We start from the raw sequence: 24,774 nt of genomic DNA, 5'->3' as shown, positions 1-24,774 counted from the left end.
ATAAGTCCGGGTCGGGGTTTTTGCTAACTTAGGAGGCAGATGAGATGGACAACAAGACGTACTGGTTAACAAATGTGACGCTGGAAACGGAATTTGAATATGAGGACGGAGCCGTAACCGGAACGAAAACAAGCCGGGCGCATGTTCGCATCGCTGATGGCAAAGTAGCGGAAATTGGATTTGGAGAGCTGCCGCATGAGGAAGGACGGACGGCGATGGACGCGAATGGCGCGTTGCTGCTTCCTTCGTTCACGGACGCTCACATTCATTTGGATAAAACCTATTACGGGGGGCCTTGGAAGGCGGTTCGGCCGGCTGCAAGTATTTTCGATCGGATTGAGGAAGAGAAGCGGTTGCTGCCTACGTTATTCCCTGTCGCTGTCGAGCGGGCGAAAGCGATATTGGAGCTGATGATCCGGGGCGGCTCGACGAGGCTGCGCGGACAAATCAACATCGAGCCGACGAGCGGGTTAAAAGGATTGGAAGCCGTGCAAGAAGCGCTTGCTGCCTACGCCGGCAAAGTCGACTGCGAGCTGGTCGCATTTCCGCAACACGGGCTGCTGCTTTCCAACGCTTCGGCGCTGATGAAGGAAGCAGTGCGGCGTGGGGCGACGCATGTCGGCGGACTTGATCCGACATCGGTGGACGGCGATATGGAACGCTCGCTTCAAGAGATGATGAGCATTGCCGTGGAGACAGGCGCGGGTGTCGACATGCATTTGCACGAAGGAGGCGACGTCGGCATTGCGACGATGAACCGACTGGTCGAACTGACGATCGAGGCGGGTTGGCAAGGCAGGGTGACCGTCAGCCATGCCTTCGGTTTCGGCACCGCCGATACTGCGGCTGCAGAAAGACTGGCGGAACGGTTCGCCGAAGCGGGCATTTCCGTCGCGTCGACAGTGCCGTTCGGCGGGTTTATCATGCCGATACCGATGTTGCATCGCAAAGGGGTAAAAGTCGAGCTCGGCACGGACAGCTTGGTGGATCACTGGTCTTCGTTCGGCAACGGCGACAATCTGGAGAAAGCCGGACTGCTGGCGCAACTGTACCGCATGTCGGACGAGCTTGGCTTGTCGCGCGCGCTCGGCTTCATTACGGGGGGCGTAATGCCGCTGGACGGAGAAGGCAATCGGGTATGGCCAACCGTCGGCGATGATGCGTCGTTCGTGCTCGCTGGTGCGAGCTGCTCGGCGGAAGCGGTCGCGCGCAGGGCGCCGCGGCTAGCGGTGCTTCATCGCGGCCAGGTCGTTGCGGGGCAACTTTCGGGCAAGTAATCGGATAGATGGGGTTCGTGCAAGCGGTCTAAGCAGATGCGTCGATCGCTTCCACGAATAAGTCGACGAGTTCCGCTTTGAAGGCGACGCCCCGTTGCTGCTGTAAATGATCGATCGCTTGTTCGTGGGTCCAAGCGTCTTTGTACGCTCTTCTCGTCGTTAGCGCGTCATAGACGTCAACGATGGAGACGACCTGGGCCTCGAACGGAATTTCGTCCCCTTTTAACTGATGCGGGTAACCCGTGCCGTCCCATTTTTCATGGTGGAATTCGACGATCGACTTGGAGACGATAATTTCTTGCCGGAACAGCTCGTCCTCCAATTCGTTCGAAATTTTATTGAGAATGTCTACGCCGATCAGCGGATGCGTCTCGATAATGCTGCGTTCATAATAAGTCAATTTGCCGGGTTTGTACAGGATGCCTTCCGGAATGCCGGATTTGCCGATGTCGTGCATAATGCTGGCGTTAACCACTTGTTGGATGTAATCTTCGGTCAGCATCATTTCGTTGGCGGCATTAAACGTTTTAAGAAACTTTTTCGTCAACGTCTGCACGCGTAACAAGTGCTCCTCGATGAATGGATCGCGGATTTCGCAGGAGAGGGCGAGCACCTTTAATATTTCGTTCTGGATTTTCGTAATGCGTTTCTCGGAGACGTAAGTGCCTTCCGTAATCGTGCCCAAATCTCTGAATATGCCGATAAAAAATAGCGACTGCCCGATTTCGATCGGCGTAATCGTAATATTGGAATGCCAAAGTCCTTTGTTGCGCTTGCGGTTGACGAACACGCCGGACCAAGCGCGGCTGTCGTTCAACGCTTCTTTCATCTGTTCATACGTTCTCTTCGGGGTTAACCCCGATTTCAGGATTCCTGCCTGGAACCCGATAATGTCATTGCGGCGATGGCCGGTAATCTCTTCGTATTTGGCGTTGACATCGATGATGCGATGCTCAGTGTCGGTAATAATGACGGCGTCGTCCAATTTCAAAAAATAAGACAGCGCTTCGTTCATGCTGCTGATGCCCCTCTCAGGTGTCGTGGTGAAAATGCTGCCGGCTATAGAAGAAGCTCCATCACTTGCGCTTTCGTGACCGGCCCTAGGTAGTAGGGCAGATCGATGCTTTCCAGCAACGCGTCGAGTGCTTTCTCTTCGTATTTCGTGCCGATAAGTTGGAAGGCGAATTCCGTGCTGTCGCCGCGTCCGAAAAAGTCGCCGTAAAGAGTCGCTTCGGTAATGACGCCGTTCTCGACCTGCAAGCGGAAATCGTACGTACCCGCGCCTTCGATTCGTTTCGTCTGCCGCACGTTAAACGCCGGCGAACGGCCATAATTCCAATCCCAACTGCGATAGCGCTCGTCCGCGAGCTTGCGAACGTTATCCCAATCCTGCTCGGTCAGTTCGTAAGTCGGGATATCGGAAGCTCCTTCGAACAGCGATGAGAGCAGATGAATGCGGAATTGCTCGATCGACATCGGCTCCGCAAGAAATTCAGAAATGTTGGCGACGCGGCTGCGGATCGATTTCGTCGACTTGGAGGCGAATTTCTCGGCGTTCGCTTTCAGCGCGGAGCTGACGTTATCCATCTCCGAATCGAACAACAGCGTGCCGTGGCTGAACATTTTTCCCCGGGTGGAAAACTGCGCGTTGCCCGAAATTTTCCGTTCGCCTACTTGAAGGTCGTTGCGTCCGGTCAGTTCGGCATCTACGCCAAGCTTGCGGAGCGCGCGGACGACCGGCTCGGTAAATTTCTTGAAATTGTGGAACGACTGACCGTCGTCTTTCATGATGAAGCTGAAGTTGAGGTTGCCGAGATCATGATAAACGGCGCCGCCCCCGGACAATCTGCGAACGACATGGATGCCGTTCTCTTCTACGTATGGCGCATTGATTTCTTCGACGGTGTTTTGATTTTTGCCGATGATGATCGAAGGCTCGTTAATGTAGAAGAGTAGGAAATCTTCCGTGTCCGGAAGCGAGCGTAAAATATATTCTTCCAGCGCCAAATTCAGCGTCGGGTCGGTAATGCCGTTGTTGCTAATGAATTTCATAGCGCGTTCCTCCACAGTTGGGTATGTATTCCTATCTTACATCGGAGGCGGGAGAAAGTCACTTCGGAGGCAGGTTCGGCTTCTGGTACAATGAAATTACATCAATTATGGAACGGAAGTTGATCCCGCTGTGAAAAATATTCTCGTTACCGGCTACCGCGCCCACGAACTCGGCATATACGATCAGAAGCACGCTGGCATCAGCTACATTCGCAAAGCGATCGTGGCGAAGTTGATTCCGCTGCTCGAAGACGGTTTGGAATGGATTATTACGCCCGGTCAGTACGGCGTCGACTTGTGGGCGTGCGAAGCCGCGCTTGAGCTGAAGGATCAATATCCGCAACTGAAGGTGTCCGTGCTGACGGGGTTCCAGAACCAGGAGGAGAACTGGAAGGAGGAGCGCCAGAACTATTATCGGGAACTGGTCGGGAGGCTCGACTTTTATGGCGCGGTCAGCAAGCAGCCGTTCGTCGGGGCGTGGCAATTTGCCGCGCGCGACGACTTGCTGCTTCGCAAGACGGACGGCATCTTGCTCGTCTACGATGAAGACGCTGGCGACGCGAGCCCGCGCTTTATGAGGGAGAAGGCACTTCGCAAAAGAGATAAGGAAGGTTATGGTTACTTCGTGATCAGCGCGCAAGACATTCAGGATATTGCAACGGAGGAAAGTTACGAAAGCTACGGGGACGCGTAGGGTCGACGCGTGGTGGCTTTTGCGGTGTGGTGCCGCGAGCGGAAAGCCTGCAAAAGTGCAGGCTTTGGCAGATCAATCCGACTCTGGCAGTTGAAAGCCTGCAAGAATACAGGAATTTGTTGGATAAATCGGTTTTGGTGTCCTTTTACGCGGAGAAAGCCTGCACTTTGGCAGGCTTTTGGTGTGAGAGAGCCGATTTGGATGTGAAAAGATGTATTATTGCAGGCTTTACGCAAAACAGCTCCGACGTCGAGCAGGATGAATGGCTTATTGTTGCAAAATGCAACAATGGTGGAGCTACGTACGTCTCTCGCGGCTCGCAATAACGCTCACTCAGATTGTTTTTCGCACGCCCGCTCAGTTTCACCGAAGTAATGTTCTCGCAGGCCACTAAATCGCTCGCCAGGCTCAGTTCGCCGAAATAATGTTTCTCGCAGGCCACTAAATCGCTCGCCAGGCTCAGTTCGCCGAAATAATGTTCTCGCAGGCCACTAAATCGCTCGCCCGACTCAGTTCGCCGAAATAATGTTCTCGCAGACCACTAAATCGCTCGCCCGACTCAGTTCGCCGAAATAATGTTCTCGCAGACCACTAAATCGCTCGTCAGACCAGCAATCGCCAAACTAACGCTCCCGCAGATCGCTATTTGCTCGCCAAGCCAATTTTCGCCAAAGTAACTCCCCCACAGACCGCTATCTCGCTCACTGCATGTGCCAGTTCTTACTGTCTCAACCTCATCTTCAACCCGCGACTTCGTCGGCAGCTAGCGACATTAATTTCCGCTATTGTAGCTCCGCAGAAGACTATGCAACACTAAAAAGGAAACTTTTTCCGCTATTATTCTCATATTTGCCTCGTTGGTGGCAAGTTGCAAATAAATAACGGAAAATGCTTCCGCTATGCCCGTCACTGCTGGAGAATCAAAGGAAATAGCGGAAGAACCTGCCGTTTAGCCTTAAACTTGAACAGGATCTCTTGCATAAGCAATCTAATTTGATTATTATCTAACTAGATGATCGTCTAATTAGATAAATGTATAATCGAATGGAGCTGACCCGCCCACATGCAACTCGACAAAGTCGTAAACTTCCACAAAGCGCTGGCAGACGCGACGAGGCTAAAGCTGCTCGTTCTGCTCGGAGAAGGGGAGCGCAATGGGCAAGAGTTGGCGGAGAAACTTGGCGTCACGCCCGCCACCATCACGTTTCACGCGACGAAGCTGCGGGATGCGGCGCTCATTAACGAACGCCGAGACAAGAATACGATTTATTTCTCGCTGAACAATTATTTCATGAAAAGTTATTTCGAAGCGACGGAAGATTTGATCTACCGAAGCGTGGACAAAGGGGAGTCGAAGATGTTAGATGAAGATTACGGTCGAACGAGGGATAGCGTGCTGCGCAACTTCTTCACGGCCGAAGGCAAGCTGAAGAGCCTTCCGGCACAGCTGAAGAAGAAGCTGATCGTGCTCGAGTATTTGGTGTCAAAGCTGGAGAAAGGGCGGCAATATTCCGAGAAGGAATTGAACGAGTTTATTAAAGCTTACCATGAGGATTTCGCTACGATTCGCCGGGAGTTCATCATGCACCAGTTCATGTACCGCGAACGAGAAGTGTACGAGTTGAACCCGACCGAGTTATGGGCGCGATGGGAGCAGCTTTCATGAGCCATTTTGCAAGGGGCTGACCCGAAACATAAGGCTTTATTTTTATCGTTAAGTTGTTGTAAAATAACCAAAAGTATGGAATAAACTATGGAATCAATCGTTAAACATCAAGGGCCGTCCTACAAGCTGAGGACGGCCTAATTTTTGTTTTCTGCGAAATAGGCGTTGCATCGTTATGCGTCGGTGTAACGCTTTTGAAGCGCTCCTTGCTTTATCATTTTCCGAAGGAGGTTTTGCAATGTCTGCTGCCAGACGAAGAACAGGCTTGGCCCGTGTGTCGTTGGTTGTTGCAAGCCTGTTGCTGCTAATCTTAAGCTCCACCCCCATTTATGCCGCGAGCGACCGCTCCTTCGATATTCCCGAGGTCGATATTCGTGCTCATGTCGATGCGGCAGGCAATATGCAGGTGACCGAACAGGATACGTACCAATTCCATGGCGCCTATAACGGCGTTATCGTGCAGCTCGATTCGTCCGGTTCGGACGGCATCGTTAACTTTCAAGCTTTTGAAATCAAGGATCAGCAAGAGATCCCGCTTAAATTCGAATCATCCAGCAAAGGCAGCCAGACGGAGTTCAAAGTGTACGATAAGGCCAGCGATGAAACGAAAATTTTCAAATTCGTATATGACGTGAAAAACGCGGTTCAGGTTTACGAAGATACCGCAGAGCTATACTGGAAGTTTTTCGATCAATCCAATCCGAGCGACTTGGGTACGGTCAGCATCCGAATCGAGCTGCCTGGCAGCGTGATTAAAGACGATATATTGGCGTTCGGACACGGACCGCTCTCCGGTTCGGTGAATATCGTCGAGGATGGCACAGTGGATTACCAAGTCGGAGATTTGAAGGCCGGTCAACTGCTGGAGGCGCGAGTACTTTTTCCCAAGATAGCTGTGTCGGATAGCACCAAAATCAAAAACGCCCCGATGCTCGACCAGATTAAGCAGGAGGAGTTGAACTGGGCGGACAAAGCGGACAGCGCGCGAAATACCCACCGAAGTTCGTTGCCGCGGCCGATCTTGTATGCCATCGCTGTGCTCGCAACGAATTTGGCCCTCATTGTATTTCTCTATTTCAAATTCGACAAGGAACGGAGGCCGGACTGGCACGGCGCCTATTATCGCGAGCTGCCAGCCGACATAACGCCTGCCGTCGTTGGCTATTTAATGAATTTCAAGGTGCAGACAGGCGATCTGATGGCGACGCTCATCGACCTTGTCCGAAAAAAACGCGTCGATATTCAGGTGGTCAAAAGTACGGGCGGACTTTTTCACAGAGAAAAAAGCGAATACCGGTTCAAGCTGATCGATGAAAGCACCGACGGTTTGAAGCAACACGAGTCGTTTCTGATGCAATGGTTTTTCGCTCAGCTTGGCCGGAACAACGAAATTTCCCTCTCGGACATTCGGGGATACGTCAAGAAAAAGGCGAATGCCCGCATTTTCGCCCAGCAGTTGGCCGAATGGAAGAAGAAGGCGGTGCAGGAAGCGACGCAATACGGTTATGTTGATTCTTCGAAGGCAGGCTCAAGGATCGCTGCTCTTGCGTTTGCTGCTCAGTTTGTCGTGTTCTTTTTCCTGGTCTCCGAGACAAACAAATGGCTCGGATTTCTAGCAATCCCGCTCTTGTTGTACGGTTTAAAGATCAAACGCAGAACGAAGACCGGAGCAACCGAGTATGCGAAATGGAAAGCATTTCAGCATTTCTTGCACGATTACAGCCGAATGGAGTCCAGGGAACCTATGGCGGTTCACTTGTGGGAGCACTTTTTCGTATATGCGATTCCCCTCGGCGTAGCGAAAAAGATGATCGCCATATCCGCGATTGATCTCCGGCAAGCGAGCAACGGCAACGACTCCGTATATTATTGGGCAACGGATTCGGATTTTCATCACCATTACGATCATTTCGCCGATTCGTTCGACAAGACGGTATCCGCCGCACAAAGCAACGCATCGTCAAGAGGGTCGGGCGGCGGCTTTTCTTCAGGCGGGGGTGGGGGCGGCGGAGGCGGCGGTCGAGGCGCATTCTAAGGATGGAGTCCTGCAAGTCATACATTTGACGTAAGAGGTGAACGAGATGGGCGGATATATTGCGCTTGGAATCATTGTTCTGCTGCTGTTGTGGCTTATTTTAGCTTATAACCGGTTGGTATTGCTAAGAAACCGGGTCCGCAACAGCTGGTCGCAGGTGGACGTTGTGCTGAAAAACCGGTTCGACCTCATCCCCAACTTGATTGAAACTGTCAAAGGCTACGCCGCGCATGAAAAAGAAACCTTTACCCGCGTTACCGAGTTGAGAACGCAGTACGCCTCCACCGGCTCGGTGCAGGACAAAGCGGCGGTCAGCGGCGAAATTTCCGGGCTCATGAGCCGATTGATGATGGTGGCGGAAAGCTATCCCGAGCTGAAGGCGAATGAAAACTTCCTTTATTTGAAACAGCAGCTTTCCTCCATCGAAGACAAAATCCGTTTCGCGAGGCAGTTTTATAACGATTCGGTGGAAGCCTACAATACCGCAGCCATGAGCTTCCCGACCAACCTGTTGGCCGGCATGTTCAGCTTCCGACAAGAACGTTTTTTTCAGATCGATGAAGCGGAAAAGATCGTACCGACAGTAAAGTTTTGATGAGGACGAGGAGGAACCGCGTATGAAAGCTGCTAGAAAAATGTTTATTCTGTTACTCGCTTTTCTTTTGATGAATGGCGCCATTGGTCCGATCAAGAATGCCAATGCGGCGCAAATCAATCGATTCACCCTTAATGATTTAGAAACTTTTTCGCAGGCGTCCTATTTGATCGCGGGGAAAACCTATTATCCGGCTTTCGATTCCGATGCCGCGTTCGGGACGTCGATGGAGGGGGTACAGCTTGAATATACGACCAATAACGGCGCGACTTGGCTCAGTCTCCCGATCACGCAAGAGAACGGTTTTTTTAGGAAAATATTCAGTTTGCCGATCGACCCGGGGCTCGTTTCCGCCAAATTTCGCATTAGCGCGTACTTCGATCCGCTTATTGGCTCGAAAACCTTTTCCTCGAAAACGATCGGACCTTATCCAATAATGCAGCCGGGCGATCCGTCGGATTTAACCGCTACGTCGAGCGACGACGGTATTGTAACGCTTCGGTGGCAGGACAACTCGAACATGGAATCGTATTACCGGATTACGCGCGCCGGGCCGGACGGTAATAAGACGTTTACGGTGGAAAATACGATGGATAACATCGGACCGCTTACCTACGTGGACAAACAGACGGACAAAAAGAAAAGCACGATTTACGTGTACTCGGTCACGCCGGTTATCGACAAATACAATTTGCCGCAAGACCTGCGGCCAGGAGTCATATGGGCCATCGTCAAAACAAAAGTGCCGATAAGCCTCGCGGATCAGATCAAAATCTATTCGAATTTGAACGTTGTCATCCCGGACGTCGTCATTCCGGACCTGAAGAGCAAAATCGATTCCAATACGCCGATTCAGAAGATCGACCCCTTCAAATATCTCGTTGATTTCAACTTGAAATTGGGTGATCTCGACAAAAAGTCGGTCAACGATGTCAAGCTGAATAAAAAATCCGTCACATTGAAACCCGGCGAAAGCGAAACGCTGACCGCGACGGTCATGCCTTCCGATGCGGCGAATCCGAAAATGACTTGGAGCAGCAATAATGTCGGGATCGCCGAGGTAGACAACGCCGGTAAGGTGACGGCCAAAGCGCCGGGCGTTGCGAACATTACCGTAACGTCCGAGATGGGCAATTTGAAGGACGTCTGCATCGTGACAGTCTTGGAAAGCGCGCCAACGGAATCCCCTGGCATGCCGGCTGTAGATTTCAAAGATCTTGCGGGACATAAGGCGGCTGCGGAAATTGCCGAAGCGGTGAAGCTCGGCGTCGTGACCGGTTATCCTGACGGCACGTTCCGGCCGGAGGGGAGCGTAACCCGGGCAGAATTCGCCAGCATGATCATCCGGGGGCTCAAACCTGCAGAAGAGGGAACGCCTCTCGCTTTCAAGGATAAAGACAAAATCCCCAGTTGGGCTGTGAAACCGGTGCAGCAAGCCGTGAAGCTAGGTTTTCTTAGCGGGTATCCAGACGGCACGTTCCGGCCGAACGCAAAAGTTACCCATGCGGAAATGATCTCGATGGTCATTCGCGCTTCCGGTCTGGCGACAGGCAACGCGGATGCGACCAAATTCGCAGACGATGCCGACATTCCGAAATGGGCGAAACCCGCCGTCTCTAAAGCCGAAGAAACGGGCATCATTATTGTCGGGGGCCTACCTGACGGTAAATTCGCACCGGGTGCGGCAACGACCCGCGCGGAAGCCGCATCGGCTATCGTTCGGATGCTGAAGCTTCCGAAATAAGAAGGCTGCCGCCGCGGCTGCAATTACGCAGGAAAAACGCAAAGAAACCGTTCCAAAGAACGGTTTCTTTCGTTTGCCTATAAATTACTTAGAAGACATCCCCGTGACGGAGAGGCCGAGACCGTCGGCCACGCCTTGGCCATAAGCCGGATCGGCTTTGTAGAAGTGCGCAATCTGCCGCAGCTTGATCTCGTCGCTCTCGACCGGCTTCATCGCGCCAACGATGTTGCGGATGAGGCGCTCTTTCTCATCTGCTCTCAGCAGGCGGAACAGGTCGCCGGCTTGCCTATAGTGATCGTCGTGGTCGTACGCCACACTGTCGGCTTCGCCGCTCACCTCGAACGGCGCGATTTTCTGCTGCGAGCCGCCTTGCGCGGGGCCGCCGAGGCTGTTCGGCTCGTAATAGGCGGAGCCGCCGCCGTTGCCGTCGAAACGCATCGCGCCATCGCGTTGGTACGTGTTGACCGGCGAATGCGGACGGTTGATCGGCAGCGCATTATGGTTCGCGCCGACGCGGTAACGGTGGGCGTCGGAGTAGGCGAACAGGCGCCCTTGCAGCATTTTGTCGGGAGACGCCTCGATGCCGGGAACGAAGGAGCCCGGGGAGAACGTCGCTTGCTCGACTTCGGCGAAATAGTTATCCGGGTTGCGGTTCAGCACCATTTGGCCGACTTCGATGAGCGGATAGTCTTTCTGCGACCACACTTTCGTCACGTCGAATGGATCGAAGCGATACGTATTCGCGTCGTCTAGCGGCATAATTTGCACGTAAAGCGTCCATGAAGGAAAATCGCCCTTGTCGATCGCGTTAAACAAATCTTCCGTATGATAATCCGGGTTTTCTCCGGCGATTTTGGCTGCGAGGTCGACGTCCAGATTTTTGACGCCCTGATTCGTCTTGAAGTGGTATTTCACCCACACCGCTTCGCCTTGCGCGTTCACCCATTTGAACGTATGACTGCCGAAGCCGTGCATATGGCGCAGCGTAGCCGGGATGCCGCGGTCGGACATGAGAATCGTCACTTGATGAAGCGACTCCGGGGACAGCGACCAGAAGTCCCATACGGCGTTTGGATTTTTGAGATGCGTCTGTGGGTGGCGTTTCTGCGTATGGATGAAGTCCGGGAATTTAATCGCATCACGAATGAAGAAGACGGGTGTATTGTTGCCGACGAGATCGTAGTTGCCTTCGTCGGTGTAGAATTTGACGGCGAAGCCACGTGGATCACGCACTGTATCGGCGGAGCCAAGTTCGCCGGCCACAGTTGAGAAACGGATAAACATCGGCGTCATCTTACCGACTTCGGACAGGAACGAAGCTTTCGTATAAGCAGTCAAGTCGTTCGTCACTTCGAAGTAACCGTGCGCACCCGCGCCCTTCGCATGAACGACGCGCTCCGGTACGCGCTCCCTATTGAAGTGGGCGAGCTTCTCGAGAAGATGCACATCCTGGATAAGCGTAGGCCCTCTGGAGCCTGCCGTGATCGAGTTTTGGTTGTCTCCTACCGGTGCTCCCCAACTGGTCGTCAATCGATTGTTCGAACTCATTCCCCTACCACTCCTTGAATGAATAATGGTATAATCCTCATCACTAATGATAACTGTTATTAAAATATAATCAATACTATTTTATAATTATTATAATTTGGATAGGGGCTCGAATGATTAATTGGGGGAACGGTGTGGGGAGGGAGGAAAAGCTGGCTAATGACAAAAGCGTCTGCAATTTTCATTGCAGACGCTTTAATTCTAAATGAAATAAATCGATATTAAACTTTCCTTTAAGCAAAACATCCAAACCTAGCAACCCATTAATGTTGTGATACTTAAAGGAGGTAAAATCTAATTCGACATCGGTAATCACATAATCTCCAACTTCAATAGAATCAACTGTTTTAATGAAGGCGTGCTCCTCACCGCCAATACCAAAACTAGTAATGAAATGATCATCCCTTGTTGCCCTTATATCAATATCATCCACTGCATCTTGAGAGATTAATGTGTGGCTTGCTCCGGTATCAATGACAACGTCCTTCACCAGTTTGCTATGGCCATTATACTTAATTGTAACCTCTGTAAAAAGGAGACCTTCTCGAAATTGTATTTTCATTTAGAATCTCCTTAACCCAATGTTCTTGCGGATAATGACTTCAACTTGTTCTCTGGAAGTATGGAAAACTAGAGTTCTATTCTTACAATTAAGTAATTCCCGGGTTGCGTCTTCGTCATTAACAGGGCCAATTAAAGCAATTTCATCAATAATTTCTTTATTGTCTTGTTCAATGGAGTGCAAAATTTCAAATTTTACAAATTGGTTAGGGTAAATGAGTTGAGCCTCATGCCATTTCACATTTGATCCCTCCAAAACTTTTTAAGTATATTGTAGCATACTGAAAAAACAAAAGCAGAATCCCCATACGTAGGATTCTGCTCTTACAACTCTCTCGTGCTTACCTCCCCAACCCATCAACCCTTCAATTCCGCATATTCGTCTCGAATCTTAAGAATGCACGGCATAATTTCAAAGAACAATTCGACGAGCCGCGGATCGAAGTGGCGGCCGCTCTCTTCGCGGAAGTAAGCGAGAATATTGTCCAGCGGCCATGCTTTTTTGTACACCCGTTCGCTGCCGAGAGCGTCGAAGACGTCAGCAATCGCCGCGATGCGGCCGTAGATGTGAATGTCTTCGCCAGCCAGACCGCTCGGATAACCGCTGCCGTCGTACTTCTCGTGGTGCTGATGGGCGATGATGGCCGCGGCTTTGATAATGTCGCGATTGGAATGATTCAACATCGCGTAGCCGTGGTTCGTATGGTTTTTGATCGTCTCGAATTCTTCCTCGGTCAGCTTGCCCGGCTTGTTCAGAATCTCGTCCGGAACGGCGACTTTGCCGACGTCGTGCATCGAGGAAGCGAGCCGTACGATTTCGGCTTCTTCTTCGGGAAGTCCGTATTTCAGTGCAAGCAGCTTGGAATATTCGGCGACGCGTTTGACATGGTAACCTGTCTCCTTAGAGCGCGTCTCCGCGATCTCTCCAAGCGTAAAAATAATTTCCTTCTGCGTATTCTCGACTTCTTCGTTCAAGTAAATATTCTCGAAAGCGACGGATACGTTGGAACTGTATATTTCGATCAGGTAACGATTCCATTCGCTCAGCGGCGTTGGCCCTTCGAAGTAGATAACGTTCTCGCTGCCGGTTTTGCTTTGGAAATAGCAGGTGAAATAATCGTCGTAGAAGCCGCCGCGTTTTTCCCGAAATGTGCGCTCGATGCAGCCAAGCACTTCGGCGGGAACGACATCTTCAATCCGGTCGTCTTCGTTCGGAGCGTAATCGCCGCTTGCGGCAAGGATATAAATTTTCTCGCTGCCCTTCGACACGGCATAGCTGTTGCAATGAAGCGCGTTTTTGTGCAAGTTCAGAATCGATGTCAACTGGGTCAGAACACCGGACGCGAATTTGCGCATCGACTTGAGTTCAAATAGGTCGGCGGAGGAGTTAATGATTTTCTCGAGGCCGACTTTGTTATTCTCGATGACGATAATATCGCGATAGGAGCGAAGGGCGGACATCACCGTCGTAAAAAGCTTCTGTGACGTCAACTCCGTCTTTTCTTTGTAATCGTTAATGTCGTAGTTGGTGATGACTAACTTCTCCGGGGCTTGACCCGGCTGGCCCGTGCGCAGAATAATGCGGGTTGCCTTATATTTCAGCTCTTCGCGTATGTATTTGACAATTTGCAGCCCCGTATCGTCATGATCCATGACAACGTCGAGCAGAATAATGGCGACGTCCGGATGGCTCCGGATGACGTCTCGTGCTTCCGCCTCGGTGTATGCACTGAACATTTCGAGACGTTTGCCGTCGAATTCGAAGTCTCCTAGCACCATGCGGGTTACGTTATGGATTTCCTGCTCATCATCGACGATGATGACTTTCCATCGATCGCCATGTGGAGCCGAAGATGTAGACGACAAGGAAGGTTCGTCGGATTCGTCTGCGAATAGTAGAAAATCGTCTTGCTGATCGCCTGCCATAGTCGGTCATCCCTCGTTCGTCTTAGGTATTTGAATGGTGAATGTCGTGCCAGCGCCCGGAACGCTTTCGCATCGGATCGTGCCGCCGAGCGATTGTGTCGCCAGGTTGTAGACGATGTTCATGCCGAGTCCTGTGCCTCCCGCGGCACGGTTTGTCGTAAAGAACGGATGAAAAATTTGCTCGACGACTTCCGGCGGCATCCCTTTGCCGTTATCGCTGTAACGGATCGTCAGTTCATCGGGGGAAGAGGTCGCGGTGATCGTAATGGTGCCTTCTTCATCCTCTTCGAAAGCATGAATGATCGAATTCATGATTAAGTTAGTGATGATCTGAGAAAGCGCGCCAGGGTCGCTGTGAATGTCGATGTGGTCCTCGCCGAGGAGCAAGACATTCAGCTTCGTCTTTTTCAGCTTTGGCTGAAGGCTGACCAGCACTTCTTTAATGTATTCTTTCAACTGGAACGTTCGTTTGATCTCTACGGATCTGTCTACCGCGATCTGTTTGAAGCTGCGAATCAGTTCGGAGGCGCGGAAAAGGTTGCTTTGCAGCATACCCGTCGTCTCGAGCACCATCTTTAAGTAATCTTCGAGGTCCGACCGCTTCATCTGATTGCTTTTGTACGTCTCGTTAAACGTGCGGGAGCGTTCCTCTAAGTAGGATGCGGCCGTTACGCCGATCCCGATGGGCGTATTGATCTCGTGAGAGACGCCGGCCACGAGGCTGCCGAGGGCGACCATCTTCTCCGATTCGATGAGCTGTTTCTGGGCATGTTGCAGTTCGGTGTAACGGCCCTCGAGATTCGCGACCATCTCGTTAAAGGCTGACGCCACCTCGTTGATCTCTTGGCCGGAATCAAGCGGAATCTCCTTGAAGCCGTCGCCTCTTTTGACAGAGAGCGCCGCTTTCCTGAGCTTCAGCAAAGGCCGGATTAGCATTTTGCGGATAATAAAAGCAAGGGACACGAGCAGCAGCGCTGTACTGCAAATGCCTACGCCGATAATGAACTGAGTGCGGTCATAGATGAGTTTCGCGCTTTCCGACGTATCGACGAGCAGTTCGATAGCTCCGATCGTTACTCCGTCTTCTTTCAGAGGCGCAGTCAGCAGGTCTTTCGGAATGCCATCGTCCTCGTGTCTTAGATGAACGACAAGCGTCTCCTTGGGAGCGGCCTGGAGTGCATCGAGAAGTCCGGTCGGAGAAGGTTTGCCGATAAGATCTCTGTCCGTTGAAGCGAGTACCGCTTCTTTGCCGAACAGCGTTAGTCGAATGACATTTTTGTCTTTATACTGGATGTAATCGAGAATTTGCTGAACGTCTTCCACGAGATGCGATTCTTCATAACGCCCGTTAATTGCGGTTTTCATTCCGTCTAACTGGCTGACGTAAGTCTCCTCTACGGAACGCCGCAAGCTGTAGGAGTCGAACCAGACGATCACGGAGACAAGCAGCAGAGTGACTGATGTTACGAGAAAGATAATTCGGCTCTGTAGGCTTAGTTTTTTGAACACGGCAAATCTCCTATAAGGGCGCGATTTCGATCTTTATTTGATCGTGAAGTCGTATGTTTTCGTCACGTCGTAAGGGGTATGGTCGTTATTGTGCAAAGAAACCTTGACCGTGTGTTTGCCTGCCGGCAACTCGGTAAACGTATGGCTGCCGGTTTTGACGCCGATTTTTTCCCCGTTATCCAAGTACATATGAATATGGCCAACGCCTTCCTTACGCTCGGCACCATAGTCTTCGGCGGATATTTTCATGTTCGTCTTGACGTTTACGACTACGGATTGGCCCTTGATGTCCAGTGTGACATCCAGGGTAGGCTTGAACGGGCCGTTCCCATTACCGGAACCTGATTTCGCGCCGCACCCCGTCAATAATAGACAGATTGCGAGCAATAAGCTGATGAATCGCATCGGAACACCCCGTAACCGTTTTGTTTTCTACTCTATTATAAAGAATTTTGTCGAAAAAGGGTGGGATATTTTCCCGGAGTATGAACTGCTCGCTCCAATCGTGTACAATAGAGAAAACGTAAATTTCGCTTCATGCAAGGAGGTTGCGAGCAGATGAGCCAAGCGGATGCGATCAAAAAAATTCTCGAGAAGAAAAAAGCGCGCCAGCAAGCGCAGAACGGCAAAGCCGGTTTCTCTTCGGACGTCAAACAAATGAAGACGCAGATCAATAAAGTGCAGAACAATCAGAAGCGTCGCACGGGCGTATAGGGTGCGACGAAGAAGAGGCAGATCGTTCCCGGTCATTATAGACGCGGAGACGATCTGCCTCTTTTTATTCGATACCCATCTCTTTGGCTTTGGCATTGACTTCCTCTATCAACCGATCAAGACCTTTCGCTCGATAGCCATTTACAATTTCCTTCCATGCGTCTTCCACGGGTCGCTTGCTCAGCATAACCCGGATCATGTCATCATTGTCATAGATCGAAAAGCCGTCTTTCGTCGGGGTGGACAGATAGGTCAACCGACTATCGAAAGCTTGCTTGCGGGTCATTTTCATCGAATAATCGAGCAGTTCTTGCTGAACTTGGTGTCCTTCAGGGGAAAGGCCCGAATATGCAGGGTCGAGCTTAAACATTCCATCCCAGTCGAGCAGGATGCCCAGAGAAGACATTCCTTTGTATTTCTTCACCAAGTCCTCTTCCGGATGAATTCGGGTGAGGAGCTCTCCGTTTTTTTCATAATCGACGCCCTGCAAGCCGAAGCGCCTCATTTCCAGAAATTCCGGCGTGCTCATATAGTCGAGCAACTGCATGATGCGATCCATCTTCTTGTCGTCCACTTTGGCTGAAATATAGCTCTCCGACCAGAAGGATTTGAACACGGCATGATATCGGTTGCCGTCCATCGATTTTAACGGCTTCAGCACTTTCACCTTGTCATAAAATCGGGTTTCGTCCGGGTGTAGCTTGAGCCATCGATCCTTGTAAATGTTCGTATCTACGGCTTGTAGCATACCGGATGTAATCAAGGCGGCGACTTTGCCCTGGGCGAATTTGTCGAACCCCATCTCGCCTTTCATAATCGGCAGGTCCGGGTCGATTAAGCCCGAGGCGTAGAAGTCGCGCAGCATGGACAAGGAGGCCACGGATTGTTTGGCGAAGACAGCGGGAATATATCTCCCGTCTTCCTTGATCCATTTGTAGTCGCTTCCGCTGCCATCGCTTGTCGCCGCAGGCGAGCTGTACAGCCAGAACAACCCTCCGAGCAGCAGGTTGCTCGCACTGGTCAGGCCGGCAATATTTTTCTTCTCGGGATCTTGAGCGACGATTGCGCTAAGCATGGCTTTAAACTCTTCCCACGTCTCAGGCTCTTTATCGATGCCCGCTTTCCGGGCAAGATCCCACCGGTAGACGACGATCCGGTCAAGGACATTGTAGTCGGTGCTGTCATAAGTCATGCGCGGAATCATATACAGCTTGCCGTCTACTTTGAGCGATTCGATGTCCGGCAGCGACAGATACTTTTCCAGATGGGGATAGGCCGATAAGTTTTCTGGCAGCGCCTTGATGACGCCTTGGGCGATCCAATTTTTATAATAGCGGGAGTTCATGGCGTCGACCGCAAAAATATCCGGCAGTTGCCCCGAGGAGGCCCACATCTGGAACTGCTGCGCATAATCGACCCCCGTCATTGCGACGGGCTTGATTTTGATGTTCAATTTGTCTTCCAATCGTTGAACTAAAGGGTCCGGCTCCGACAAGTTCTCGGCAAGTCCCCATAGCGCAACCGAAATCTCGATTCGATCCTGCCGAGGGGGAGGGGCGTCAGCTTTCCTGCAGCCGACGAGGATGAGCGTAATCGACAAAAGAACTGCCAAGGTGACTGAAATGCGCTTTGTTTTTTTCATTTTGCGCCTCCATGTTCGCTTGAGCACGATCAACAGAGCCCGGAACGGGCTTGATATTTGTACTGCCTCGGAGTTTGGCTCGCATGCTTCTTGAATACCCGGATAAAGTAGAAATAATCCCGGAATCCCACGCTTTCCGCCACCTCTCTGATCGATAACTCTGTCGTATGAAGCAGATGCTTGGCCTGCTTCAAGCGAACTTTGGTCAAATATTCAGTAAAGGTCAGGTTCAATTCTCTTTTGAACAGCTGGCTTAAATAGTTTGCATTCAGGTAAAAGGCTTTGGAAATCACTTGGATGGAGATATCGTCCCGATAATGGTCATGGATGTAGGACGTAATGGCCTTCAGGCTGGCATTTCGGATCCCATGCCCGCCGTGCGAATCGTTCGGATCATCAGGCATGTCCGACAGCGCTTTCAAGCTTTCAATCATTTCATCGAATTTGGGAAACAGATGGAGCAGTTGTTCGTTACTGAACACATAATCTTCTTCCGCGCGAATGCCATGACGGGAAAAGGCATGAAAGTAGACGCTGTTATAGATTTTCAGCGCATCTCTGATCGTTAAACATTCCTTGCTTTCCTTCAGTCGCAAGCGATCGAGGAGTTCCAGCACCAGCGCGGTATTTTTTTGGCCGACGGCTTCGGTCAACTGCTTGACCAGTCGAGCCGCCGTCGCTTCTCTTCCGGGATCGTTTCCTCGAAAATACCCTGCCCGCCCGTGGAGAAAGAAATCCCAAGCTCGCACCGAAGCAAGCTCCAGGTTTTTCGTCATGCTAATTATATCTCTGTCCGTTTCGACAACGCCGATCCCCATCCAACAATCGGGGGAGCGGCTTGTCAGGGAACGCTCAAAGGCTTGCGGCTGCGAAAACTGAACGAAAAAACCGTACTGATCGTTTCCAAGCTTGAAGCCGACCCATCGATCGTTTGCTTCCCACTCTAGCGTTCCTTTCCCGAGCGCAACCAGCACATGAAATTTCCCGGATGTCAATCCGGCTTCCGTCAGAATATGATCAACGCGATGCTGGCTGAACTCCGTAACTCCCTCGTCCAGCAATTCCAACAAGCTGTTCTGACGCTTGAGCTTGTTTACCTCCAGAATCGCGGCGGCGTTTTGAAGCAAGACGTCGATCTCTTCGTCGTCAAACGGCTTCAAGCAATAGCCAAGAACGCCGTAATGCAATGATTTTTTGACATACTCGAATTCCGCGTAGCCGCTGATGACGACAAACAAAATCTGTTCATCGATTTCTTTCATTTTTTTCATCAACTCCAGGCCAGACAATCCGGGCATCCGAATGTCGGTAAAGACGATGTGGGGTTTAACCTCCGCCGCCAATTGCAGCGCCTGGTCCGCATGATTGGCCTTTCCTGCTACTTGAAAGCCCGACTTTCTCCAATTCACTCCCGCTTCCAAGCTTTTCAGCACCAGCATTTCATCATCCACTAAAAGAACTCTATACATCGGTGTCGCCTCCCGGGTGAATGTGATGTCCTGGCATCTTTAACGTGATGCAGGTTCCGATACCGGACTCGCTTTCGAACGTTAAGCCGTATGCGGGGCCATAAGCCAGCTTCAGCCGATTATGCGTATTCGAAATCCCGATGCCTTCATAACCGTCGGCCTCATCTCCGCTTCCTTGGCCGTGCAAGTCTACCGCACCCGACAATCTTTGCCGAATATGGGATAGCCGCGCTTCGTCTACGCCGATTCCGTCGTCTGCAATCCGAATGATCAGCACGCGATGTTCGTCCACTCCCCCGGACAAGACCAACCTTCCTTTTGTCGTCTTGGGTTCCAGTCCGTGAAAGATGGCGTTTTCGACGAGCGGTTGAAGGATCATTTTCATAACGGTTGTTTTTAATGCCTCATCGGTAAACTCGTAGGCGACTTCGAATCGCCCTTCGAATCGGATCAGCTGTAGAAACAAATAAGATTTTACGGCTTTCAACTCCTGCTCCAGCGTGACAACGCCGGGGCCTTTAATGCTGTAATGGAAAAGCTTGCCAAGCGCCTTGGCAATATCGGCAATTTGCGGAACGCCTTTGTCCAAGGCGAGTCCCTTGATGGACTCCAGCGTGTTATACAAAAAGTGAGGGTTGATCTGGCTTCTCAAATAGGCGGACGCCGCTTTCTCCTTTTCGATTTCCGCTGCCAGTAGATGGGTTGTCGTTTCTACTAGCTTGGAGGTCAGACTGTCGATTTCGCTCAGCATCGAGTTGAATCTATCGGCGACAACCGTCATTTCAACGTTTCCCTCTAATCGAAGCTTCGTTTTTAAGTCTTTCAAATTGCCCGCTTTGATCGTATTAATAAATTTCACCAGAATTTGGATCGGGTGAAGAATATTGTTGACGATCACCGAGAAGGGCAATGCCAGGAAGAGAAGCGCCAGGATCAAGATCAGGATGGTTTTGGTGCGAACGGAAGAAAGCGCTGACAAAAGCGGGCCGTCTGGGACGAAACTGACCATTCGGGCTTGAATCTGATCCAATGGGTGAATCTGAACCGTTCCTTCCGCTTTTCCGATCGTTTCTTTGAACGGCATCTGGTCCTCGATACGAGTAAACGATTGTTGCAGAACAGTCCTCACATCCGAGGAACGGTTGTCCGGAAAGACGGCTCCGAAACGGTCGACCAGATAGAATACGACTCCGGCCGGGGTCTTGGACGCTTCCTTGTCGAAGAACATGGCATTTACGTTCACGATGACGGCGATTTCGCCGATCTGGGTGCCGTTCGTTCCGTCCGTCAGATTGTTCGAATAGATTTTTTGCGCGAAGACGAGGCAATCGATTTTTATCTGATTATAGTAATATTTTTTCAACCCGCTGACATACATCCCGTTGCTTTGAATAATGTCTTCTCTCAAATTGTGAACGTAGTCAATGCCCCCGTTTAGACTGTATTTGGAGCCGCTTGAGCCGAGAATGACGATGTCTTCGATTCCTGTCCTGCCGGCTTTAAGGGAAATCATTTTCCGATCCACCTCTTTGGACATCTCGTAAGCGACCGTCGGGTCGTTCAACACCATATACTTCTGGATCGCGGGATCGAATCCTAAGTTCAACATGATTTGACCGATCTCATCATAGCCTCGGGAGATTCCGTTCTGAAACTTGCGGACCGTTTCTTCCGCATACAGTTTGCTATTGTCGACAACGATCCGGGAAGTTTGGATATACATGGACGTGATAATCGACAACATGATCAGGAGGAAGCAAGACACGGCGATCAAAATTTGCGTCTTGATCCGCATTTTTTTGAGAAATTTCATTGCAGCCCCCCGAGACGACGAGATAACGGTTTGACAAGTTCTATTATACATAAAAACTTTTTCCGCACTGGGGGTGAAACTCCAAAAGCTAATTCCGGTCCATTTTTGCCTAACTCGGGCACATACTTTTCCGCGGACAATTTCCCTAAAATGAACTCAATGTCAACAGAAGTCAGGTAAGAGGAACGTCCCCGAAGCTTGAAAGGGCTGTTGACAAACAATCGAGGGGGATTTGATTCATGAAGCGGAAAACAAAAGCAAGTACGGTTCTGCTGATTCTGTGTATGGCGGCATTTGTCGTTCTTTCCGGATGCGGCGGCAACAAAAACGAGGCGAGTTCACCGGAGCAGGCATCCGGAAGCGCGTCCGGGAACGCTTCCGAAACACCGTCGGCCCAAGCTTCGCCGGAAGCTTCCAAGCTGGGGGGTAAAGTCGTTTTCTGGTCGATGTGGAGCAATACGGAGCCTCAATCCAAAGTGATTACGGAAGCGATCGCCGATTTTAAAGCAGCGAACCCCGGCGTCGATGTGGAAGTCAAGTTCAACGGCCGGGAACTGTTCAAGCTGATCAAGCCGGCTCTGGAGAGCGGCGAGACGGTGGATGTTTTCGAGTACGATCCCGCAGGCGCGCTCGCCAATCTGAAAGACCACGTGCTCAAGCTGGACGACATGCTTGATCAGCCGTCCATCGGTTTGGATGGAAAGTCCGTCAAAGATTCTCTGCTTCCGGCTTTGATGAATAATGTGAAATCGCTTTCCAAGACGGCAGGACTTGAGGAAGGCTATTATGCCTTGCCGCAACAGCCTTACGCCGTACTGTTCTTCTACAACAAAGCGCTGTTTCAGAAAGCCGGCATTACGTCCGTACCGAAAAGCTGGGAGGAATTTCTGGCAGCGTGCGAAGCGCTCAAGAAAGCCGGCGTTGAGCCGATTACATTCGACGATGCTTATCGGGATCAATTCATCGGCGGCTATTTGAGCAGCGCCATGGGGAGCGACTGGGTGAAAGCGCTCGTCACGGATAAAACCGGCGCGATGTGGAAGGATCCTATGGTTCTTCAATTTGCCAAAGACATGCAAACGCTTCATGAAAAGGGGTACTTCTCCAAAACCATCGGCGGCAATAAATATCCTGCCGGTCAGCAGGACGTAGCGCTGGGGAAAGTCGCGATGTACTTTAACGGCACCTGGCTGCCCAATGAAGTATCCGCAACGGCCGGGCCGGATTTTCAATGGGGCTCCTTCCAGTTCCCGATTATTCCGAACGGCAACGACAAGGGCGGACAGCAAGGGCTCAGCTTCGGCGCGCAGGGGCTTCTGTTGAACAAAAACAGCAAAAACATTCCCGCGGCTTTCGAATTGATGAAATATTTGGTCGGCAAGAAAGCCCAGGAGGGCATGGCGGTTCAGGCTTTGGCGATTCCGGCTACCGTCGATACGCCATGGCCGAGCTCCTTAGCCGAGGCGGCTGTCGCTTTCGATAATGCCAAGGTGAACATGCCGTGGGGCTTCTCGATCAACAGCGGCGCCGATTTCTCCTCCGGGAGCGTCATCCCGGTATTCATGGAGTTGGTCACAGGAAAGATCAATGCGGAACAATACGTTGCCAAGATGGAGTCGGAGGCCAAAAAGTTCTACGGAGGCAAGTAATCCGTAGCGATGGATGGGGAGGCGCTGAGTGCGGCAGTTCTTCTGAACGCTGCGCTCGGCTTCTTCTTTCAACAGGATTGCAGTATTCCGGAGGTTTTTCATGAGAATTCAAAAAAGGGTTATCGCGCTTTTTCTGCTGCCTGCCGTTATCGTCTATCTAGGTATCTTTCTTTATCCGACCTTGCGGACTATACTGATGAGCTTCTACACGATACCGGCGCTATCGAGCCGATTCTCGGAATGGAAGTTTGCCGGACTGGCCAATTATGCCGATCTTGTCCGAAGCCCCTACTTCCTGTCATCGGTGCGGAATGTGCTAGGGATATGGCTCATAGGCGGAGCTTTGATTTTCGGATTTGCTTTTCTGTACGCCGTCATTCTTCAATCGGGCGTTCGTTGGAAGAGCTTCTGGAGGTCGCTGATTTTTTTGCCCAATACGATTTCGGTCGTCGTTCTTTCGGTCGTGTGGCTGCACTATATTTATAACCCCAATTATGGCCTGCTCGCCAATGTATTTCATCGCCTCGGAATGGCGAAGTTGGCAGGCATACAGTGGACGGACAACGAGCATTTATTTATTTCGATGATCGTCGCTTACTGCTTCGGATCCATCGGCTATTTTATGCTCATTCTCAGCTCGGGAATGGACCGGATACCGGTCGATTATTACGAAGCGGCTTTGCTGGAAGGGGCGAACGGCATTCAGCGTTTCTATAAAATCACTTTGCCGTTGATTCGCGAGGTTTTCCGTACCACCGTCGTTTTGTGGACGATTACGGCCAGCAATTTCTTCGCCTGGTCCGCGACTTTCGGCCAGGATGATCCGCACACCGTAACGCCGGCTTATTATATGTATCAAAAAGTATTCGGCGTCGGGAGCAACGTTTACGCGCAAGACGAGTTTAATGTCGGGTCCGGTGCCAGCGTAGGCATTCTGATCACGTTAACCATTCTGATCGTTTCGGCTCTCCTGAATCGGCTGTTCAAAGGCGAGCGGCTGGAATATTAATAGAGGTGATCCGCGAAGTGGGAATCAACAATTGGAAGAAGGAACGGCGGCTGCTGCCGGGTTATCTGATGCTTTTTGCCTGGCTGCTCTTTACCGTTATCCTGTTTGGGTGGGCAGTCCTGGCCTCTCTAAGCACGACGAGGGAAATTTTCACGAATTCGTTGCTTCGGAGCGGCTTTCATTTCTCTAATTATATTCATTTGTTTAAAGACCAGGGGATGGGACGTTATTTTCTCAACAGCGCCATCTATACCGTTGCAGCTTGTATCGGGATTATCGTGGTTGCGGCTCCCGCCGCTTATATTATGGGAAGGGTGCAGTTTCGGGGGCGCAAGCTTGTTCAAGCGATGTTTTTATCGGCGCTGGCCATACCCGGCATCCTGATTGCCATTCCTTTGTTTTCGCTGTTCGTCGAGCTGAAGCTGACGGGGTCCCTGTTCACTTTGCTTTTGATCTATATTTTCACGAGCGCACCTTTCGGCGTGTTTTTGCTGTCAGGCTTTTTTTCCTCGATTCCGAAGGAATTTGAAGAATCCGCCGCGATTGACGGCTGCGGTCCGATCAAAGCGTTCATCCGGATTGTTCTTCCGGTGGCCAAGCCGGGTCTCCTCACCTTGTCCATTTTCAATTTTCTCGGGATATGGAACGAATACTTCTATGCTTTGATTTTCGCGAACAATCCAAGCACCCGCACCGTCGCCTTGGCCCTGCAATCCATCGTTTACGGCCTTGCGAATACGGGCGATTACGCAGGCATTTTTGCGGCATGCATGGTCGTCTTTTTCCCTACTTTTCTGCTGTTCCTGTTCTTGTCCAACAAAATGGTGGCGGGCATTACGGTAGGTTCGGTGAAAGGATAAAATGCGAAGAG

At 51.1% G+C, this 24,774-nt stretch carries 21 protein-coding genes; 10 read left to right on the top strand and 11 right to left on the bottom strand.

The window, feature by feature from the left end; translation table 11 throughout:
- Positions 1-44: 44 nt before the first annotated feature.
- Positions 45-1,277 (top strand): amidohydrolase, encoded by a 1,233-nt coding sequence (locus tag ACFPOF_RS30510; RefSeq protein WP_378139419.1) that lies wholly within the window; start codon positions 45-47, stop codon positions 1,275-1,277.
- Between the two features lie 28 nt (positions 1,278-1,305).
- On the opposite strand, the gene ACFPOF_RS30505 is transcribed toward ACFPOF_RS30510, so the two are convergent.
- Both ACFPOF_RS30505 and ACFPOF_RS30500 read right to left on the bottom strand, forming a co-directional pair.
- A complete protein-coding gene (locus ACFPOF_RS30505) occupies positions 1,306-2,292 on the bottom strand; it encodes an HD domain-containing phosphohydrolase (RefSeq protein ID WP_378139417.1) in 987 nt (328 codons plus the stop codon).
- 44 nt (positions 2,293-2,336) lie between these two features.
- A complete protein-coding gene (locus ACFPOF_RS30500) occupies positions 2,337-3,329 on the bottom strand; it encodes a lipoate--protein ligase (protein ID WP_378139415.1) in 993 nt (330 codons plus the stop codon).
- 130 nt (positions 3,330-3,459) lie between these two features.
- Here ACFPOF_RS30500 and ACFPOF_RS30495 point away from each other — a divergent pair, with 130 nt between their 5' ends.
- From ACFPOF_RS30495 to ACFPOF_RS30475, 5 genes are all read left to right on the top strand, one after another.
- Positions 3,460-4,023: an SLOG family protein gene (locus ACFPOF_RS30495; protein ID WP_378139413.1), complete on the top strand. Its 564-nt coding sequence runs from the start codon at positions 3,460-3,462 to the stop codon at positions 4,021-4,023.
- Between the two features lie 1,063 nt (positions 4,024-5,086).
- The gene (locus ACFPOF_RS30490; RefSeq protein WP_378139411.1) at positions 5,087-5,689 is read left to right on the top strand and encodes a DUF2087 domain-containing protein; all 603 of its coding nucleotides are present in this window, start codon (positions 5,087-5,089) and stop codon (positions 5,687-5,689) included.
- A gap of 238 nt (positions 5,690-5,927) precedes the next feature.
- Entirely contained in the window at positions 5,928-7,724 is a 1,797-nt protein-coding gene (locus ACFPOF_RS30485; RefSeq protein WP_378139409.1) for a DUF2207 family protein, read from the top strand.
- Between the two features lie 46 nt (positions 7,725-7,770).
- Positions 7,771-8,319 carry a LemA family protein gene (locus tag ACFPOF_RS30480; protein WP_378139407.1) on the top strand — a complete coding sequence of 183 codons (549 nt, stop codon included), beginning with the start codon at positions 7,771-7,773 and terminating at the stop codon, positions 8,317-8,319.
- 22 nt (positions 8,320-8,341) lie between these two features.
- Positions 8,342-10,063 (top strand): S-layer homology domain-containing protein, encoded by a 1,722-nt coding sequence (locus ACFPOF_RS30475; protein ID WP_378139405.1) that lies wholly within the window; start codon positions 8,342-8,344, stop codon positions 10,061-10,063.
- Between the two features lie 84 nt (positions 10,064-10,147).
- On the opposite strand, the gene katA is transcribed toward ACFPOF_RS30475, so the two are convergent.
- The 6 genes from katA to ACFPOF_RS30445 all read right to left on the bottom strand — a co-directional run bounded on the left by katA (position 10,148) and on the right by ACFPOF_RS30445 (position 16,012).
- On the bottom strand, positions 10,148-11,611 hold the full coding sequence (gene katA, locus ACFPOF_RS30470; protein WP_378139403.1) for a catalase KatA: 1,464 nt from the start codon (positions 11,609-11,611) through the stop codon (positions 10,148-10,150).
- 181 nt (positions 11,612-11,792) lie between these two features.
- A complete protein-coding gene (locus tag ACFPOF_RS30465) occupies positions 11,793-12,173 on the bottom strand; it encodes a retropepsin-like aspartic protease (RefSeq protein WP_378139401.1) in 381 nt (126 codons plus the stop codon).
- A complete protein-coding gene (locus ACFPOF_RS30460; protein ID WP_378139399.1) occupies positions 12,174-12,413 on the bottom strand; it encodes a hypothetical protein in 240 nt (79 codons plus the stop codon).
- Positions 12,414-12,529: 116 nt separating this feature from the next.
- Complete coding sequence (locus ACFPOF_RS30455) at positions 12,530-14,098, bottom strand: DUF3369 domain-containing protein (protein WP_378139397.1); 1,569 nt, start codon at positions 14,096-14,098, stop codon at positions 12,530-12,532.
- A gap of 6 nt (positions 14,099-14,104) precedes the next feature.
- Positions 14,105-15,607 (bottom strand): HAMP domain-containing sensor histidine kinase, encoded by a 1,503-nt coding sequence (locus tag ACFPOF_RS30450; protein WP_378139396.1) that lies wholly within the window; start codon positions 15,605-15,607, stop codon positions 14,105-14,107.
- A gap of 33 nt (positions 15,608-15,640) precedes the next feature.
- Positions 15,641-16,012: a hypothetical protein gene (locus ACFPOF_RS30445; protein ID WP_378139394.1), complete on the bottom strand. Its 372-nt coding sequence runs from the start codon at positions 16,010-16,012 to the stop codon at positions 15,641-15,643.
- Between the two features lie 153 nt (positions 16,013-16,165).
- On the opposite strand from ACFPOF_RS30445, the gene ACFPOF_RS30440 reads away from it, so the two are divergent.
- Positions 16,166-16,321 carry a hypothetical protein gene (locus tag ACFPOF_RS30440; RefSeq protein ID WP_209744538.1) on the top strand — a complete coding sequence of 52 codons (156 nt, stop codon included), beginning with the start codon at positions 16,166-16,168 and terminating at the stop codon, positions 16,319-16,321.
- 64 nt (positions 16,322-16,385) lie between these two features.
- Here ACFPOF_RS30440 and ACFPOF_RS30435 read toward each other — a convergent pair whose 3' ends face one another.
- The 3 genes from ACFPOF_RS30435 to ACFPOF_RS30425 are packed head-to-tail and all read right to left on the bottom strand — an operon-like array spanning position 16,386 to position 21,245.
- Complete coding sequence (locus tag ACFPOF_RS30435) at positions 16,386-17,963, bottom strand: extracellular solute-binding protein (RefSeq protein ID WP_378139392.1); 1,578 nt, start codon at positions 17,961-17,963, stop codon at positions 16,386-16,388.
- 29 nt (positions 17,964-17,992) lie between these two features.
- Complete coding sequence (locus ACFPOF_RS30430) at positions 17,993-19,432, bottom strand: response regulator transcription factor (RefSeq protein WP_378139390.1); 1,440 nt, start codon at positions 19,430-19,432, stop codon at positions 17,993-17,995.
- Positions 19,425-21,245, bottom strand: coding sequence for a sensor histidine kinase (locus tag ACFPOF_RS30425; RefSeq protein WP_378139388.1), 1,821 nt, complete (start codon positions 21,243-21,245; stop codon positions 19,425-19,427). The genes ACFPOF_RS30430 and ACFPOF_RS30425 overlap by 8 nt, the downstream gene beginning before the upstream one ends.
- Positions 21,246-21,484: 239 nt before the next feature.
- On the opposite strand from ACFPOF_RS30425, the gene ACFPOF_RS30420 reads away from it, so the two are divergent.
- The 3 genes from ACFPOF_RS30420 to ACFPOF_RS30410 all read left to right on the top strand — a co-directional run bounded on the left by ACFPOF_RS30420 (position 21,485) and on the right by ACFPOF_RS30410 (position 24,763).
- Positions 21,485-22,894 carry an ABC transporter substrate-binding protein gene (locus ACFPOF_RS30420; protein ID WP_378139386.1) on the top strand — a complete coding sequence of 470 codons (1,410 nt, stop codon included), beginning with the start codon at positions 21,485-21,487 and terminating at the stop codon, positions 22,892-22,894.
- Between the two features lie 100 nt (positions 22,895-22,994).
- A complete protein-coding gene (locus ACFPOF_RS30415) occupies positions 22,995-23,903 on the top strand; it encodes a carbohydrate ABC transporter permease (RefSeq protein ID WP_378139384.1) in 909 nt (302 codons plus the stop codon).
- A 17-nt stretch (positions 23,904-23,920) separates the two neighbouring features.
- Positions 23,921-24,763, top strand: a complete 843-nt coding sequence (locus ACFPOF_RS30410) for a carbohydrate ABC transporter permease (protein WP_378139382.1) — start codon at positions 23,921-23,923, stop codon at positions 24,761-24,763.
- The last annotated feature ends 11 nt before the right edge of the window (positions 24,764-24,774 follow it).

Origin of the sequence: Cohnella soli (assembly GCF_042655525.1) — a bacterium.
GTDB lineage: Bacteria > Bacillota > Bacilli > Paenibacillales > Paenibacillaceae > Cohnella > Cohnella soli.
This window is presented reverse-complemented; position numbering and strand designations above follow the sequence as displayed.

What these genes read in the sequence shown, in the direction of transcription:
- ACFPOF_RS30510 (WP_378139419.1), top strand. Translation starts at nt 45, where the DNA reads ATGGACAACAAGACGTACTGGTTAACAAATGTGACGCTGGAAACGGAA.
- ACFPOF_RS30505 (WP_378139417.1), bottom strand. Translation starts at nt 2,292, where the DNA reads ATGAACGAAGCGCTGTCTTATTTTTTGAAATTGGACGACGCCGTCATT.
- ACFPOF_RS30500 (WP_378139415.1), bottom strand. Translation starts at nt 3,329, where the DNA reads ATGAAATTCATTAGCAACAACGGCATTACCGACCCGACGCTGAATTTG.
- ACFPOF_RS30490 (WP_378139411.1), top strand. Translation starts at nt 5,087, where the DNA reads ATGCAACTCGACAAAGTCGTAAACTTCCACAAAGCGCTGGCAGACGCG.
- ACFPOF_RS30485 (WP_378139409.1), top strand. Translation starts at nt 5,928, where the DNA reads ATGTCTGCTGCCAGACGAAGAACAGGCTTGGCCCGTGTGTCGTTGGTT.
- ACFPOF_RS30480 (WP_378139407.1), top strand. Translation starts at nt 7,771, where the DNA reads ATGGGCGGATATATTGCGCTTGGAATCATTGTTCTGCTGCTGTTGTGG.
- ACFPOF_RS30475 (WP_378139405.1), top strand. Translation starts at nt 8,342, where the DNA reads ATGAAAGCTGCTAGAAAAATGTTTATTCTGTTACTCGCTTTTCTTTTG.
- katA (WP_378139403.1), bottom strand. Translation starts at nt 11,611, where the DNA reads ATGAGTTCGAACAATCGATTGACGACCAGTTGGGGAGCACCGGTAGGA.
- ACFPOF_RS30465 (WP_378139401.1), bottom strand. Translation starts at nt 12,173, where the DNA reads ATGAAAATACAATTTCGAGAAGGTCTCCTTTTTACAGAGGTTACAATT.
- ACFPOF_RS30455 (WP_378139397.1), bottom strand. Translation starts at nt 14,098, where the DNA reads ATGGCAGGCGATCAGCAAGACGATTTTCTACTATTCGCAGACGAATCC.
- ACFPOF_RS30445 (WP_378139394.1), bottom strand. Translation starts at nt 16,012, where the DNA reads ATGCGATTCATCAGCTTATTGCTCGCAATCTGTCTATTATTGACGGGG.
- ACFPOF_RS30440 (WP_209744538.1), top strand. Translation starts at nt 16,166, where the DNA reads ATGAGCCAAGCGGATGCGATCAAAAAAATTCTCGAGAAGAAAAAAGCG.
- ACFPOF_RS30435 (WP_378139392.1), bottom strand. Translation starts at nt 17,963, where the DNA reads ATGAAAAAAACAAAGCGCATTTCAGTCACCTTGGCAGTTCTTTTGTCG.
- ACFPOF_RS30430 (WP_378139390.1), bottom strand. Translation starts at nt 19,432, where the DNA reads ATGTATAGAGTTCTTTTAGTGGATGATGAAATGCTGGTGCTGAAAAGC.
- ACFPOF_RS30425 (WP_378139388.1), bottom strand. Translation starts at nt 21,245, where the DNA reads ATGAAATTTCTCAAAAAAATGCGGATCAAGACGCAAATTTTGATCGCC.
- ACFPOF_RS30420 (WP_378139386.1), top strand. Translation starts at nt 21,485, where the DNA reads ATGAAGCGGAAAACAAAAGCAAGTACGGTTCTGCTGATTCTGTGTATG.
- ACFPOF_RS30415 (WP_378139384.1), top strand. Translation starts at nt 22,995, where the DNA reads ATGAGAATTCAAAAAAGGGTTATCGCGCTTTTTCTGCTGCCTGCCGTT.